Origin of the sequence: Rhodoferax ferrireducens T118 (assembly GCF_000013605.1) — a bacterium.
Classification (GTDB): Bacteria; Pseudomonadota; Gammaproteobacteria; order Burkholderiales; family Burkholderiaceae_C; genus Rhodoferax; species Rhodoferax ferrireducens.
On the sequence record NC_007908.1, the window covers coordinates 2,538,377 to 2,553,321 of the forward strand.

Consider the following 14,945-nt stretch of genomic DNA (forward strand, 5'->3'; position numbering starts at 1 on the left):
TTCAAGAAAGTTGTTCCTCATGCTTCGAGCTAAATTATCGGTGGTCTGCGCTTGGTCACTGGCGGGTGCGGTATTGCTGCTGCCTGGGTGTTCGTCCACACCACCGGATCAAACGGCTGACTGGAGTCCCAACAAAATTTACGCCGAAGCCAAAGATGAGTTGAGTTCAGGCGGTTATGACAAAGCCGTTGTGCTGTTCGAGAAGCTTGAAGGACGTGCCGCCGGAACGCCGTTGGCGCAACAGGCACAACTGGACAAAGCGTATGCGCAGTACAAGTCTGGCGAATCGGCACAAGCCCTTGCCACCCTGGATCGCTTCATGAAACTGCATCCAGCCAGTCCGGCACTTGATTACGCCCTGTATCTCAAGGGCATCATCAACTTCAATGATGATCTGGGCCTGTTTTCTGCCGTTACCCGCCAGGATCTGGCTGAACGGGACCAGAAGGCATCAAAGGAATCGTTTGAGTCTTTTAAAGAGTTGGTGACTCGCTTCCCGGAGTCGCGTTACACGCCAGATGCGCGCCAGCGCATGACCTATATTGTCAACTCACTGGCTCAGTACGAGGTGCATGTGGCGCGCTATTACTATGGTCGAGGCGCCTATGTGGCTGCCATCAATCGGGCGCAAGTCGCCGTGACCGATTACCAAGGCGTGCCGGCCGTTGAAGAAGCCTTGTTTATCATTGTCAAGTCTTATGACGCACTGGGTCTGACCCAACTCCGGGACGACGCCAAACGGGTGCTTGAAAAGAACTACCCCCAGACTGAGTACCTGACCCGTGGCTTTAAAACGAACACTGATCCCTGGTGGAAGGTCTGGTAAGCGCCTGGAGCACCTCGGTCAGCTCTTCTTCTGAACTGATTTGCCTCATCGACGGCAGGGCTGACAGCAGCTTCTTTCCGTAGCCCATGAGAGCCAGGCGGGTATCACACACCACCAAAATACCACGATCAGACTCGCGTCGAATCAGGCGACCCGCACCTTGCTTGAGGGCGATAGCCGCCTCGGGCAAAGCATAGTCTTTAAACACGCTGCGACCAGCGGCCACCAGCCGTCTGGAGCGCGCCTCCACCAGTGGATCGGTGGGCGGTGCAAAAGGAAGCTTGTCAATGACCACCATCTGTAACGCGTCGCCGGGCACATCCACACCTTCCCAAAAAGACGCTGACGCCACCAGAATGCAACCTTGCCTGTCGCCCTGGTCACCCTGGCGAAAGCGCTGCATCAATTCGCGTTTCGGCTGTTGTCCCTGCACCAGTATTTCCAGAGATCTTGATTCGGCAAAATGGCGCTGCAATGACTCGCTCACGGCTTGCAGTGCACGCAGGGTTGTTGTCAGGACCAGCGTGCGCCCACCGATCACACACGCCGCCCGAGCCACAAATTCGGCCACTTGCGCACTGTGCCCCGGATCGCTAGGCCTGGGCAAATGCCGCGGCACATACAGGGCCGCCTGCTCGGCATAGTTGAATGGGCTGTCAATTTTCAGAATTTCAGCATCGGCTAAACCGCAGGGCTCGGTAAACCAGCGCAACTGGGCGTCTGCACCCAAGGTTGCGGAGGTAAATATCCAGGCGCGTTGTGAAGCATCCGCTGCAGTTGACTTGATCAGTCGCGTCTGAACCGCGTTCGCAATATCCAAGGGTGACTCGACCAGCCTGAGTTGCACGCCAACATCGAGCCAGCGCACCGATTCAGACGCACAGTCGTCTGAGAAAAAAGCAAGCCTCTCGATAAAAACGCTCGCTCTTTCACGCAAACGCATGAGATCCGGCGCGACGGCGCTGACGGTATCGAGGGCCAGCATCACCCGGGCACACGCCGCCTGCAGAGCGCCAAGAGCATCATGCCAGGCCGACTCATCCACTTGATCCGGTGCCGCCCCGACCCAGCGCAGTTTGGCACCTGGGCTGGCCTGGCCCACGACCAGTCGCAGATCGCGCGCGGCGTGCTCGGCATCGAATGCCAGGGTCTGCCAGTCCTGCAACCCTCGCGCATGCTGCAGGCCATGAAACAGCAGATCGCGAACAAAATCCAATAGCTGCCCGGTGGTCAATTGCTGACCCAGAAACTGCACGCCAGTTTCATTGAGTTGATGCGCTTCATCAAAAATAACCGTTTGCACAGACGGCAGCAACTCCGCCATACCCGACTCGCGAATCGCCAAATCAGCAAAAAATAAATGGTGGTTGATGACAACCACATCGGCGGCCAGAGCTTCGCGCCGAGCCTGATTGACATGACAGTCCCGAAACTCGGGGCATTGCGAGCCCAGACAGTTGTCCCTTGTTGACGTCACCACCGCAATCGCGGGAGAGCGTTCATCCAGACCCGGCAACTCAGCCAAGTCACCACTGCGGGTAAGCTGCGCCCAAGCTTCGATTTTGGCCAGAGTCCGCCCTAGCACACGATCAGAAGGATCGGCGTCCTGCCGGGCCACGGCCAGGCGATGCAAACACAAATAGCTGCCCCGGCCTTTCAGCAAGGCGGTACGGACTGGCAAACTCAAGGCTTTCATCAAACGCGGAAGATCGCGACCAAACAATTGATCCTGCAATGTCTTGGTGGCGGTCGACAGCAGCACCCGCGTGCCACTCAATAGGGCAGGAACCAGGTACGAGAACGTCTTGCCAATGCCAGTGCCCGCCTCGACCACCAGCACCCCGCCGTCCTCGATCGTTCGCGCAACCGCCACGGCCATGTCGGTTTGGCCCACTCTGGGTGTGAACTCTTCGACCATGCGCGACAACAAGCCGCCGGGGGCAAAGGTCTCACGCGTCAGATTTTGCAAATTCATGGATCAGACAAGCCACTTAAGTCACAAAGCCGTCCGGCTTGCGAATGCGAGCCCCTGAAGCCGGTTGAGGCCTGGGCGCTTGCCAAAATCAAACAGTCCGTCGGAGAAATTGGCACGTGTTGTGTTCATAGGGTTCATGGCTTGGCCTGATAATAGCGGCCTAATAAGAATATCCAGGGGAGCTCTCACTTTGATAATTCACCATGCCTAAAGGCTACCGTCTCACCGCATCAACCGGCATCCACAAGGGTGACCGCGATTATCAGCAAGACCAGGTTGTATTGCTGCGCCACGCGCGGGTCAGTGGCTGTGTGCTGGCCGTACTTGCAGACGGCATGGGCGGACGCAGCGGCGGACGCAAGGCCTCCGATCAGGTCATGATGACGGCCCGGCAACTGTTTGAGCGCTACGCGCCCGAAACCGACGATGCCGTGGTCGCGTTGACACAACTAGTACAGGAGGCCCATACGGTCATCAGACTGACCGCTGTTTCATCGGAAGAAGAACCCCACAGCACGGTGGCGGCTTTTTTGATCAATCCCGGCGGTGACTGCTACTGGGCGCACGCCGGCGATTCAAGAATTTATCACTACCGTGGCAACAAGCTGATCAAGCGCACCCTGGATCATTCCTACGTTCAGGCGCTGGTCGATCGGGGTGAACTCACCGAAGAGCAGGCCAACGCACATCCGCAATCCAATATTCTTCTGGGTTGTCTGGGAACCGAAAACGATCCACCGGTCAGCACGCATTTCATTCCCCAACTGCACGCGGGGGACATCCTGATGGCTTGCAGTGATGGCATCTGGCACTACTTCACGAGTGATGAAATCGGATCGGTTCTCGCCACCCTGTCCGCCAGGGAAGCCACCGAGTTTTTGATCGAAAAAGCGCGCTCCCGTGGCCATGGCAGCGGCGACAACCTGTCATTGGTGGTGGTCAAGCTCGAACCGTTGGGAACCTGACTTTCAGCGGTCATTGAGCAAGAGCCAGGTCAAAGCCGAAAGCTATTTTTTACGTCAAACAGGTGTCGACCAGACGACGCTCCAGCGCCAAAAACTCAGCCGATTGCATTTCGTTCAAGCGCGACACCGTGCGCGGAAATTCATGCAGCAGCGGCCCCTCCAAATACAACTCTTGCGGCGGTACCGCCGCTGACATGATCAGCTTGACCCGTCGGTCATACAGCACATCCACCAGCCAGGTAAAACGCCGCGCCTCCGACGCCATGCGAGGCGGCATCTGGGGAACGTCACTCAATAAAACGGTGTGAAACCGGCTGGCAATCTCCAAATAGTCGTTCTGTGAGCGAGGCCCACCGCACAAAGTCTTGAAGTCAAACCAGACCAGTCCTCCCGCCTTGCGCCGCGCGTGAATTTGCCGGGCCTCAATTTGCAGCACGGGTTGTTCGTCCTGCGTTTCCGCCAAGCGCTCAAAGGCATCACGCATGGCCGCATCCGCTGGCGCACCCAGGGGCACATGGTAGCAATCGAGTTGCTCCAGCATCAGGCGACGGTAATCAACGCCGTTGTCCACATTGACGACTTCAAGTTGCTGTTTGAGCAAGGCAATCGCGGGCAGAATGCGGCCGCGGTGCAGACCATTGGGGTACAGATCGTCCGGCTTGAAATTTGAGGTCGTCACAAATCCGACACCGTTGCTGAACAAGGCCGCCAGCAGCCGGTGCAGGATCATGGCATCCGTGATGTCGGCAATGTGAAACTCATCAAAGCAAATCAGCCGGTATTTTTTCGCCATGCGCCGGGCCAGCACATCCAGAGGATTGGCCGTGCCGGTCAGCTCGGCGAGCTCACGATGCACTTCCCGCATGAACTCGTGAAAATGCAGCCGCGTCTTGCGCTTGAGCGGCACCGCGCCAAAAAAGCAGTCCATCAGAAAACTCTTGCCCCGCCCGACCCCGCCGTACAGGTAAACGCCGCGCGGAATGGCGGGGCGGTTGATCAGCTTCTTGAGGGAATTGGAGCGCTGCTCCCGAAAAGCAGTCCACTCACGGGCACAGCGCCCCAATGCCTCCACGGCGCGCCACTGCGCTGGGTCAGCGGTGTAGCCACGGGCGGCAATCTCGGCTTTATAGGCTTGTCTGACAGTCACGAACTCAACTCAAAATTGCTATACTATTAATAGCTATATGCGCATATAGAACGGGGGCTAGAGGCCTATTTCCTATAAATTTAGAAATTCAGTGTGCGTTTGTCCACCGCCAGCGCCGCTTCCTTGGTGGACTCGCTCAAAGTCGGGTGGGCGTGGCAAATGCGTGCAATGTCCTCGCTGCTGGCGCGGAATTCCATCGCCACCACACATTCGGCAATCAACTCGCTGGCCATGGGGCCGACAATGTGTACGCCCAAAATTTCATCCGTGGTGGCATCGGCCAGCATTTTGACCATGCCGGTGGTGTCCCCCAGAGCGCGGGCACGGCCATTGGCCAAGAACGGGAAGGTACCCGCTCTGTAGGCCACGCCGTCGGCCTTGAGTTGCTGCTCGGTGCGTCCCACCCAGGCAATCTCCGGGCTGGTGTAAATCACCCACGGAATGGTGTTGAAGTTGACATGCCCATGCTGGCCCGCGATGCGCTCGGCCACCGCAACGCCTTCTTCTTCCGCCTTGTGCGCCAGCATCGGGCCACGCACCACGTCACCGACTGCCCACACGCCGGGCAGGTTGGTTTTGCAGTCACCGTCCACCACAATCGCGCCGCGCTCGTCGAGTTGCAGGCCGACGGCTTCGGCGTTCAAGCCGACGGTATTTGGCACCCGGCCAATTGACACAATCAACTTGTCCACGTCCAGTTTTTGAGCCTCACCCTTGGCGTTGGTCCAGGCGACGCTGACACCTTTTTTGCCGACCTTGACGTCGCCAACCGTCACGCCCAGCTCGATCTTGAGACCCTGCTTGACAAAGGCTTTGTGCGCTTCCTTGGCAATCTGCGCGTCGACCACGCCCAGGAAAGCCGGCAGACCTTCCAGAATGGTCACTTCAGAACCCAAACGACGCCAGACCGAGCCCATCTCCAGGCCGATCACACCCGAGCCAATCAAACCCAGCTTCTTCGGCACGGCCGTCATGGCCAAAGCGCCTTCGTTGGACAGGACCTGGCTCTCGTCGAACGGCGCACCCGGCAGCGCGCGGGCGCTAGAACCCGTGGCCACAATGACTTGCTGGCCCAGCAGCGTTTCTTCGGCAGCGCCTGCCACCTTGATTTCGTAGCCGCCCTCCACTGCTTTCACAAACGAGGCGCGGCCATGGAAGAAGCTGACCTTGTTCTTTTTGAACAGGTACAGGATGCCATCGTTGTTTTGCTTCACCACGGCATCCTTGCGTGCCACCATCTTGGCCGCATCCATGCTCACGCCTTTGACCTCGATGCCGTGCTCGGCAAAGTGATGGCTGGCATGGTCGAAATGCTCCGACGACTGCAGCAGGGCCTTGGACGGAATACAGCCCGTGTTGGTGCAGGTGCCGCCCAGCGCCGGGCCGCCCTTGCTGTTTTTCCACTCATCCACACAGGCCACGTTTTTGCCGAGTTGGGCGGCACGAATGGCAGCGATATAGCCGCCGGGGCCAGCACCAATCACGATCACGTCAAATTGCTTGCTCATAAAAATTCCGTTCTTTGAATTGAAAACCCACCGGATTCGGGCACATGAAGTGCGCCGCTGCGGGTGGGTCGAACCAGATGGCTTAGATGTCGAACAACAGGCGCGCCGGGTCTTCCAGCGCTTCCTTCATCGCCACCAGGCCCAGCACGGCTTCGCGGCCGTCGATGATGCGGTGGTCGTAGCTCATGGCGAAGTAGTTCATGGGGCGCACCACCACTTGACCGTTTTCCACCACGGCGCGGTCTTTGGTCGCGTGAACCCCCAAAATGGCCGACTGCGGCGGATTGATGATGGGAGTGGACAGCATGGAGCCAAAGGTGCCACCATTGCTGATCGAGAACGTGCCACCGGTCATTTCTTCCATGCCCAGCTTGCCGTCACGGGCTTTGGCACCGTATTCGGCGATCTTCTTCTCAATGTCGGCAAAGCTCATCTGGTCGGCATTGCGCAAAATCGGCACTACCAAACCGCGCGGTGAGCCCACAGCGATACCAATATCAAAAAAGCCGTGATAGACGATGTCGGTGCCATCCACCGACGCATTGAGCATCGGGAACTTCTTGAGGGCATGCACCGCCGCCTTGACGAAGAAACTCATGAAGCCCAGCTTCACGCCATGCTCTTTCTCAAACCGCTCCTGCATGCGCTTGCGCATGTCCATCACCGGCGCCATGTTGATCTCGTTGAACGTGGTCAAAATGGCATTGGTGGATTGCGATTGCAATAGCCGCTCGGCGACACGGGCGCGCAGGCGACTCATGGGCACGCGCTGCTCCGGGCGTTCGCCCAGATTGACAGCCGGTGCTGCGACCTGAGGCAGTAAAGTCGCTACAGCCCTTGCTGGCATTGCGGCAACGGCTGCTGCTTTAGGCGCAGAAGCAGCCGCAACAGCGCTCAACACATCACCCTTGGTGACGCGGCCATCTTTACCTGTGCCTGCCACGGAGCCTGCGGCCAGCTGGTTATCCGCCATCAGCTTGGCCGCCGCTGGCATCGGCACACCGGCCATCGCACCGCCGCCCACCACTGCTGCCGACGCCGTGGCGACTGGCGCGGCCACGGCAGCTTGAGCCGCCGCAGGCGCAACCGCCGCACCAGCCTTGGCTTCGGTGTCGATGCGGGCAATCACCTGCTCGGCCGCCACGGTGCCACCGTCAGCGACCAGAATCTCAACAATCACACCAGCCGACGGGGCGGGAACTTCCAGCACCACTTTGTCGGTTTCGATGTCGATCAGGATTTCATCCACGGCGACAGCGTCACCGACCTTCTTCTTCCACTGCAACATGGTGGCCTCAGCCACGGATTCCGACAGTTGCGGGACTTTCACTTCTACGATAGCCATGATATTTCTTTCGTTCTTTATTTGGTGAGGACAGTGCCTTTGAGCTTGGCGAATGCGCCTTCAACCAGCGCTTTTTGCTGCTCCTGGTGCAGGTGCGCATAACCCACGGCGGGCGATGCGGACGCCGCGCGGCCCGAATAGCCCCGTTTTTGCCCGTCAAACATGTTTTCGTAGATGTAATGCTGCACAAAAAACCAGGCGCCCTGGTTTTGCGGCTCATCCTGACACCATACGACCTCCGTCACATTCGGATATCTTTTGAGTTCAGCGGCAAACGCCTTGTGTGGAAACGGATACAACTGCTCGACCCGAATAATCGCCACGTCGTCGGCAGCGATTTCTTCGCGCTTTTTGACCAGGTCGTAATAGACCTTGCCGGAACAAGCCACCAGGCGCTTGACCTTGTCGGCCTTCAGCGCTTTTTGTTCCGGAATGATGGTCTGGAAGCTGCCCTTGGTAAATTCGGACACGGGAGACGCTGCATCCTTGGCGCGCAGCAGCGACTTGGGCGTCAGGATGATCAAGGGCTTGCGAATGTTGCGCACCATCTGTCGCCGCAAAATGTGGAAAATCTGGCTCGCCGTGGTCGGCTGCACGACCTGCATATTGGTGTCGGCACTGAGCTGCATGAAGCGCTCCAGTCGGGCCGAGCTGTGCTCGGGGCCCTGGCCTTCGTAGCCGTGCGGCAGCATCAGGGTGATGCCGTTGACGCGGCCCCACTTCACCTCGCCGGAGGCGATGAACTGGTCGATAACAACTTGCGCCCCATTGGCAAAATCGCCAAACTGGGCTTCCCAGATCACCAGCGTGTTGGGTTCGTTCGACGCGTAGCCATACTCAAAGGCCAGCACGGCCTCTTCTGACAGGATCGAGTCGATGACGACAAACGGAGCCTGGTTGTCGGTCACGTTTTGCAGCGGGATATAGGTGCCCACATCCCACTTTTCACGGTTTTGGTCGTGAATCACCGAATGCCGGTGGGTAAAGGTGCCGCGACCGCAGTCTTCGCCGCTCAGGCGCACCGGGTAGCCGCTGGCCACCAGCGAGGCAAAGGCCATGTGCTCGCCCATGCCCCAGTCCACCGGCAGGTCGCCCCTGCCCATGGCGGCGCGATCTTCATAGACCTTTCTAACCAGGTTGTGCGGCGTCACGCTGGCCGGAATGGTGGTGATTTTTTCAGCCAGACGCTTCCACTCACCCAGGGGGATCGCGGTCTCGGCGGCATCGGTCCACTTCTGGCCAATAAAGGGCGCCCAGTCCACAGCGTACTTACTCTTGAAGTTGGTCAGTACCGGGTCTACCGTGTGTTTGCCCGCATCCATGGCGGCGCGGAAGGCCTTGACCATGTCATCGCCGAGCGTGGCCCCCAAACCCTGCGCTGCCAGTTTGTCGGCGTACAGGCTGCGCGTTCCGGGGTGAGCTGCAATTTTCTTGTACATCAGCGGCTGCGTCAGCGCCGGTGTGTCCTGCTCATTGTGGCCGAGCTTGCGGAAACAAACGATGTCGACCACCACGTCCTTGCGAAACTCCAGACGGAACTCGAGCGCCAACTGAGTGGCCAGCACCACGGCTTCCGGGTCATCGCCGTTCACATGCACCACCGGCGCCTCGATCATCTTGATCACATCGGTGCAATACAGTGTGGAGCGGCTGTCGCGTGGATCGCTGGTGGTGAAACCGATCTGGTTGTTGATGATGATATGCACCGTGCCACCCGTGGAGTAACCCCGGGTTTCAGCCAGCGCAAAGGTTTCCATGTTGACACCCTGGCCCGAAAAGGCCGCGTCGCCATGCACCAGCACCGGCAGCACTTGCTTGCCGAGCGGGTCAGCGCGGCGATCCATGCGGGCGCGCACTGAACCCTCAACCACCGGGTTGACGATCTCCAGATGCGAGGGGTTGAACGCCAGACTTAAATGCACCGGGCCACCGCGGGTGGTGACGTCAGAACTGAAACCCTGGTGGTATTTCACGTCCCCGCTGGTCAATTCTTCGGGTGCGGTATGGTCGAACTCGGCAAACAGATCACCAGGCATCTTGCCCAGCGAATTCACCAGCACGTTCAGACGCCCCCGGTGCGCCATGCCAATCACGATTTCCTGGATGCCCTTGACGCCAGCCGATTGAATCAGCTCATCCATGCAGGCGATAAAACTCTCGCCACCTTCCAGGGAAAAGCGCTTTTGCCCCACATACTTGGTGTGCAAAAACCGCTCCAAGCCTTCGGCGGCGGTCAGCCGATCCAGAATGTGTTTTTGTTGCTCCACCGAGAAGCTCGGTTTGGAACGAATACTCTCCAATTTTTGTTGCCACCAGCGTTTGTGGTTCTGATCCGTGGTGTGCATGAACTGCGCACCGATGGTGCCGCAATAAGTCTGCCGCAACGCGTTCATCAACTCGCGCAGGCTCATGCTGTTTTTACCAAAGAAGGTGTTGCTGGTGTCAAACACCGCTTCCTGGTCGGCATCGCTGAAACCGTAAAACGAGGGCTCCAATTCAGGAATCACCACCCGCTCGGCGCGCTTCAAAGGGTCCAGATCCGCCCAACTGACGCCAACGTTGCGGTAGGCTGCAATCAACTGCTGCGCGGCGGTGCGCTTGCGCCCCATTTCGGCATCAACATTGGCCACCACGACCTTGGTGCCGCCCTGTTTGGCACGCTCGGCAAATGCATTGATGACGGGGAGGTGGGGCACGTCTTTGGCGTTGCTGCCATCTGCGGCGGGCACATGCTGCAAGGCATCGAAGTAGTCACGCCAACTGTCTGGCACACCACCGGGATTGGCCAGGTAGTTTTCGTACATCTCTTCGACGTACGGCGCGTTGCCACCAAAAAGATAGGTATTGGCCTGATAGGCCTGATAGACCGACGATGTCGAACTCGCCCCTTGAGACGTTGTTTCACTCATATTGCGCTGACCTCCGTTTCCCTGCAGGAAACTTGAGCTGGTTAAAGCTGTTTTTAAAAACCTTCCGCGTCACGGCTTGACCGTTTGGCGGATGCGACTGTGGCTGGAAGGGCCCTGTGACAAGGCGCAATTGTGCCACTAATGAGAACTTTGGGTCAGGCGGCGGGCATTCGGCGCCGCCCCCAAATACCGACTTACTCTGTTACCAAATCCTTGATCTGTTGCAGCGCTGCCGGGTCTTCCATGGTTGTCAGGTCCCCGGGGTCGCGTCCTTCACAAACCGCCTGCACGGCCCGGCGCAGCAGCTTGCCGCTACGGGTTTTGGGCAGCACCGTGACGAAGCGCACGCGCGCCGGCCGGGCGACGGCACCCAGGTCACCGTCCACGAGTTTCATGATCTCGCCCTCCAACTTCAGGCGACCGGCTTCGTCGGCAACCAGGGTCATGTCCTTGACCACCGCAAACGCCATCGCGACCTGGCCCTTGAGTTGATCGGCGACACCGACCACCGCCACTTCGGCAATGTTGGGGTGGGCCGAGATGCTTTCTTCAATCTCGCGCGTGCCCAGCCGGTGCCCGGCGACGTTGATCACATCGTCGGTGCGGCCCAGGATGAAGTAGTAGCCATCGGCATCGCGAATGCCCCAGTCAAAAGTGCTGTAGACCATGCGCCCCGGGATGGTGGTCCAGTAAGTGCTGACGAAGCGCGCATCGTCACCCCACACCGTCTGCAGGCAGCCGGGCGGCAACGGACCCTCGATGGCCACCACGCCCTTCTGGTTGGCGCCCTTGAGTTCCTCGCCGGTGTTTTCGTCGAGCAGTTTGACGTTGTAGCCGTAGACCGCCTTGCCTGGCGATCCGAACTTGGTCGGCGAATCATCAACGCCTTTGCAAATGCTCAGGATCGGCCAGCCGGTCTCGGTCTGCCAGTAGTTGTCGACAATCGGTCGGCCCAGGCCCTCGCTGATCCATTGGGCGGTGGGCTGATCCAGGGGCTCGCCGGCCAGGAACAGTGCACGCAGTGACGACAAATCATATTTTTTGAGCAGCGCCGGGTCCTGTTTTTTCAACACCCGGATCGCCGTGGGCGCGCTGAACATCACCGTCACCTTGTATTTCTCGACCAGACTCCACCAGATGCCGCCATCCGGTCGCGTCGGCAGGCCTTCGTACATGATGGTCGCCATGCCCGCAACCAGGGGGCCGTAAATGATGTAGCTGTGGCCTACGACCCAGCCGATGTCGCTGGTGGAAAAATAGGTTTCACCGGCATTACCGCAGTAAATGTGTTTCATGCTGGCGGCCAGCGCGACGGCGTAACCGCCGGTGTCGCGCTGCACACCTTTGGGCTTACCGGTGGTACCGCTGGTGTAGAGCGTGTAGCTCGGGTGCGTGGCATCGACCCACTCGCAGGGCACCACGGTACTCATGTGTTTTTCCCGCAGAGCCGCCCACAGATGGTCCCGGCCCGCTACCAGATTCATAAGGACGAGACCGCGATCCACCAGCAGCACCGCCTCCGGTTTGTGGCTGGACAGGCGGATCGCTTCATCCAGCAGGGGTTTGTACGCCACCGCTTTGCCGCCGCGCGAACCGGCGTCGGCACTGATGATCACTTTGGGCGAGGCGTCTTCAATACGCGAGGCCAGTGAGCCCGAGGCAAAGCCGCCAAAAACCACCGAGTGAATCGCACCTATGCGCGCGCAGGCCAGCATGGCAAACGCGGCATCGGCAATCATCGGCATGTAGATCAGCACCCGGTCGCTCTTTTTCACCCCCAGGTCTTTAAGCACCGCCGCCATGCGCTGCACCTCGGCGTGCAGCTCACGAAACGAATAGACCTTCTCCTGGTTGGTCTCGGTCGACACAAAAATCAGCGCCGCCTGGTCAGCCCGGTCTTTCAGATGGCGATCGACCGCGTTGTGGCACAAATTGGTGGTGCCACCAACAAACCACTTGGCAAATGGCGGATTGCTGTAGTCACAGACCTGCTGTGGCTGCGTTTTCCAATCCACCAGTCGGGCTTGTTCGCCCCAGAATGCGTCGCGATCTTCGAGTGAACGGCGGTGAAATTCAGCGTAGTTTGTCATTGCGGGTCTCCAAGGGTCATGAAACTGAATTCATAATTATGGACTTTGAACTTGCTGCAAACTGACTTGTCGCGTCAGCCCCTGACCCTGCTGCACTACCTTGCGCCTATTCACCGGGACACAGAGCTGCGTTACAGCGAGCGCGACATTGGTTTGGCCCGTGGCTGCCTGGGTAAGACCCTTCGATCAACGGCCGGCACTTGAATGCTATCCAAATAGCAGCAAACAATATAATGATGACGCCGGCTATGACCCTATTTGATCAAATTCTGCACTGCTTTGAAGTGGGGATGCTCGGCGCCGCGCAGCCACTCAAATGCCACCATCTCGGTCGTCACCAGTTCGGCCCCAGCGCCCGCCAGCCGGTCAAAGGCAGCGTCGCGGTTGCGCTCGGTGCGTGAGCTGCAGGCGTCGGTCACCACCCAGACTTCAAACTCGTCTTCGAGCAAATGCAGCGCGGTTTGCAGCAGGCAAACGTGCGCCTCGCAGCCGGCAATCACAACCGTGTTGCGCTCGGACGCATTTGCAGTCGGCTTTTGCAGGTGCTTGGGCAAGCTGCGCGCGTTGCCCGCGACCGGCTTGGCTGGTGGGCGCAGCCACTCGCCCAGGCCTTCTTCGACACCGCTGAAGTGCATTTTGCTCAAGGTCTGCGCGCACAGCGCCCGCAATTCGGGCGCGTTTTCGCCCAACTTGGACGGATTTTGCTCAGTGCCCCAAATTGGTACCTCCAGCAAACGCGCAATTTGCGCCAGGCGCAGCGCGTTGGCCAGCACCAGCGGGGCTTCAAAAATGGCGGGCATCAGGCGGTTCTGGTAATCCACCAGCACGAGTTGGGATTGGGCAGCATCTAGCAACATGGCAGGCTTTCCTTTAGGAAGTTGAACATTTTGGGGTACTGGTCAATTAAACCGCAAGTGTTCAGGGTATCTGTCAGTTGGTACAGATTTTGCTCATGGCATATGGGGCAAGCGACATAGTTGGATCAGGTTATAAATATTTTGCATGAACGGCAAGAGTAAACCCCGATGCCAAGCTATCCCCAGGGGGGCTAAAGTTCGCCCCAGGGATAAATCCGCAGGAAACTGCCGCTGTCCTTTTTTTGATTCATTTTTTCCACTGGAGTAATGCAAATGCACCTGAGTAAATTACAAACCCTGACCGCTGTTGTGGCAACCGTGGGCGCCTTCATGAGCGCTCCTGCCCATGCGGGCAAGACCCTGGACGGCATCAAGGCCCGTGGCCAGGTGGTCTGCGGTGTCAACACCGGTCTGGCCGGTTTTGGTGCGGCTGACTCGGCGGGCAAATGGACTGGGTTGGATGTGGATGTATGCCGCGCCATCGCCGCCGCCACCTTGGGCGATGCTGAAAAGATCAAATATGTGCCGCTCAATGCGCAGCAACGCTTCACTGCCCTGCAGTCGGGCGAAGTGGACGTGCTCTCGCGCAATACCACATTCACCCTGACCCGCGATGCGTCTCTAGGCCTGCACGACACTGCAGTGACCTACTATGACGGTCAAGGCTTCATGGTGCCCGTCAAGAGCAAGATCAAGAGCGCCAAGCAGCTCAAGGGCCAAACCGTGTGTGTGCAATCGGGCACCACCACGGAAAAGAACCTGACCGACTACTCCAAGGCCAACGGGCTGAACATCAAACCGGTCGTGTTTGAAAAGCTTGAGGCCGCTGAAAACGCTTACTTTACCGGTCGTTGCATTGCCTACACAACCGACGCGTCTGGTCTGGCTTCGACCCGCAACAAGGTTGCCAAGGACCCCAAAGAACACATCATCCTGCCTGAACTCATCTCCAAAGAGCCTTTGGGCCCGATGGTGCGCCGCGGTGACGACGAGTGGTTTGCGATTGTCAAATGGGTGATTTATGGCCTGCTCGAAGCAGAAGAGTACGGCATCACCCAAGCCAATTTGGAAGGTTTGAAGGCTACCAGCAAAGACCCCGTGGTGCAGCGCATCCTGGGCACCTCTGAAGACTCCGGAAAGCTGCTGGGTCTGAGCAAGGACTGGATGGCCAACGCCATCAAGGCGACTGGCAACTATGGTGAAATTTTTGAACGCAATGTCGGCCCCAATTCGCCTCTGGGCCTGCCCCGTGGCGTCAACAACCAGTGGAACAAGGGCGGCTTGATGTACGCCTACCCGGTGCGCTAAAACGTTACCCGAGTA

11 protein-coding genes are annotated in these 14,945 nt (G+C 58.6%); 4 read left to right on the forward strand and 7 right to left on the reverse strand.

The genetic code is table 11. From position 1 onward, the window contains the following. Window positions 1–19: 19 nt before the first annotated feature. Window positions 20–826, forward strand: a complete 807-nt coding sequence (locus tag RFER_RS11685; protein ID WP_011464601.1) for an outer membrane protein assembly factor BamD — start codon at window positions 20–22, stop codon at window positions 824–826. Here the strand turns inward: RFER_RS11685 and RFER_RS11690 are convergent. Next, window positions 789–2,801: an ATP-dependent DNA helicase gene (locus tag RFER_RS11690; RefSeq protein ID WP_011464602.1), complete on the reverse strand. Its 2,013-nt coding sequence runs from the start codon at window positions 2,799–2,801 to the stop codon at window positions 789–791. The two genes, RFER_RS11685 and RFER_RS11690, sit on opposite strands and share 38 nt — an antisense overlap. Window positions 2,802–3,004: 203 nt before the next feature. Between RFER_RS11690 and RFER_RS11695 the strand changes: the two genes are divergently transcribed. Then, window positions 3,005–3,766, forward strand: a complete 762-nt coding sequence (locus RFER_RS11695; RefSeq protein ID WP_011464603.1) for a PP2C family protein-serine/threonine phosphatase — start codon at window positions 3,005–3,007, stop codon at window positions 3,764–3,766. 49 nt (window positions 3,767–3,815) lie between these two features. Here RFER_RS11695 and zapE read toward each other — a convergent pair whose 3' ends face one another. The 5 genes from zapE to RFER_RS11720 all read right to left on the reverse strand — a co-directional run bounded on the left by zapE (window position 3,816) and on the right by RFER_RS11720 (window position 12,765). After that, window positions 3,816–4,913, reverse strand: a complete 1,098-nt coding sequence (zapE, locus tag RFER_RS11700; protein ID WP_011464604.1) for a cell division protein ZapE — start codon at window positions 4,911–4,913, stop codon at window positions 3,816–3,818. 80 nt (window positions 4,914–4,993) lie between these two features. Then, window positions 4,994–6,421 (reverse strand): dihydrolipoyl dehydrogenase, encoded by a 1,428-nt coding sequence (gene lpdA, locus RFER_RS11705; RefSeq protein WP_011464605.1) that lies wholly within the window; start codon window positions 6,419–6,421, stop codon window positions 4,994–4,996. A gap of 82 nt (window positions 6,422–6,503) precedes the next feature. After that, window positions 6,504–7,766 (reverse strand): 2-oxoglutarate dehydrogenase complex dihydrolipoyllysine-residue succinyltransferase, encoded by a 1,263-nt coding sequence (gene odhB, locus RFER_RS11710; RefSeq protein ID WP_011464606.1) that lies wholly within the window; start codon window positions 7,764–7,766, stop codon window positions 6,504–6,506. Window positions 7,767–7,783: 17 nt separating this feature from the next. Then, window positions 7,784–10,675 (reverse strand): 2-oxoglutarate dehydrogenase E1 component, encoded by a 2,892-nt coding sequence (locus tag RFER_RS11715; RefSeq protein WP_011464607.1) that lies wholly within the window; start codon window positions 10,673–10,675, stop codon window positions 7,784–7,786. Window positions 10,676–10,869: 194 nt separating this feature from the next. After that, entirely contained in the window at window positions 10,870–12,765 is a 1,896-nt protein-coding gene (locus RFER_RS11720; RefSeq protein ID WP_011464608.1) for a propionate--CoA ligase, read from the reverse strand. Window positions 12,766–12,816: 51 nt separating this feature from the next. On the opposite strand from RFER_RS11720, the gene RFER_RS24115 reads away from it, so the two are divergent. Further along, window positions 12,817–12,969 (forward strand): hypothetical protein, encoded by a 153-nt coding sequence (locus RFER_RS24115; RefSeq protein WP_166485714.1) that lies wholly within the window; start codon window positions 12,817–12,819, stop codon window positions 12,967–12,969. 50 nt (window positions 12,970–13,019) lie between these two features. Here the strand turns inward: RFER_RS24115 and RFER_RS11725 are convergent, their stop codons facing one another. Further along, window positions 13,020–13,622 (reverse strand): isochorismatase family protein, encoded by a 603-nt coding sequence (locus RFER_RS11725; RefSeq protein WP_011464609.1) that lies wholly within the window; start codon window positions 13,620–13,622, stop codon window positions 13,020–13,022. Window positions 13,623–13,895: 273 nt separating this feature from the next. Between RFER_RS11725 and RFER_RS11730 the strand changes: the two genes are divergently transcribed. Next, the gene (locus tag RFER_RS11730) at window positions 13,896–14,930 is read left to right on the forward strand and encodes an amino acid ABC transporter substrate-binding protein (protein ID WP_011464610.1); all 1,035 of its coding nucleotides are present in this window, start codon (window positions 13,896–13,898) and stop codon (window positions 14,928–14,930) included. Window positions 14,931–14,945 lie beyond the last annotated feature (15 nt).

What these genes read in the sequence shown, in the direction of transcription:
- RFER_RS11695 (WP_011464603.1), top strand. Translation starts at nt 3,005, where the DNA reads ATGCCTAAAGGCTACCGTCTCACCGCATCAACCGGCATCCACAAGGGT.
- RFER_RS11685 (WP_011464601.1), top strand. Translation starts at nt 20, where the DNA reads ATGCTTCGAGCTAAATTATCGGTGGTCTGCGCTTGGTCACTGGCGGGT.
- lpdA (WP_011464605.1), bottom strand. Translation starts at nt 6,421, where the DNA reads ATGAGCAAGCAATTTGACGTGATCGTGATTGGTGCTGGCCCCGGCGGC.
- odhB (WP_011464606.1), bottom strand. Translation starts at nt 7,766, where the DNA reads ATGGCTATCGTAGAAGTGAAAGTCCCGCAACTGTCGGAATCCGTGGCT.
- RFER_RS11730 (WP_011464610.1), top strand. Translation starts at nt 13,896, where the DNA reads ATGCACCTGAGTAAATTACAAACCCTGACCGCTGTTGTGGCAACCGTG.
- RFER_RS11715 (WP_011464607.1), bottom strand. Translation starts at nt 10,675, where the DNA reads ATGAGTGAAACAACGTCTCAAGGGGCGAGTTCGACATCGTCGGTCTAT.
- RFER_RS11725 (WP_011464609.1), bottom strand. Translation starts at nt 13,622, where the DNA reads ATGTTGCTAGATGCTGCCCAATCCCAACTCGTGCTGGTGGATTACCAG.
- RFER_RS11720 (WP_011464608.1), bottom strand. Translation starts at nt 12,765, where the DNA reads ATGACAAACTACGCTGAATTTCACCGCCGTTCACTCGAAGATCGCGAC.
- RFER_RS11690 (WP_011464602.1), bottom strand. Translation starts at nt 2,801, where the DNA reads ATGAATTTGCAAAATCTGACGCGTGAGACCTTTGCCCCCGGCGGCTTG.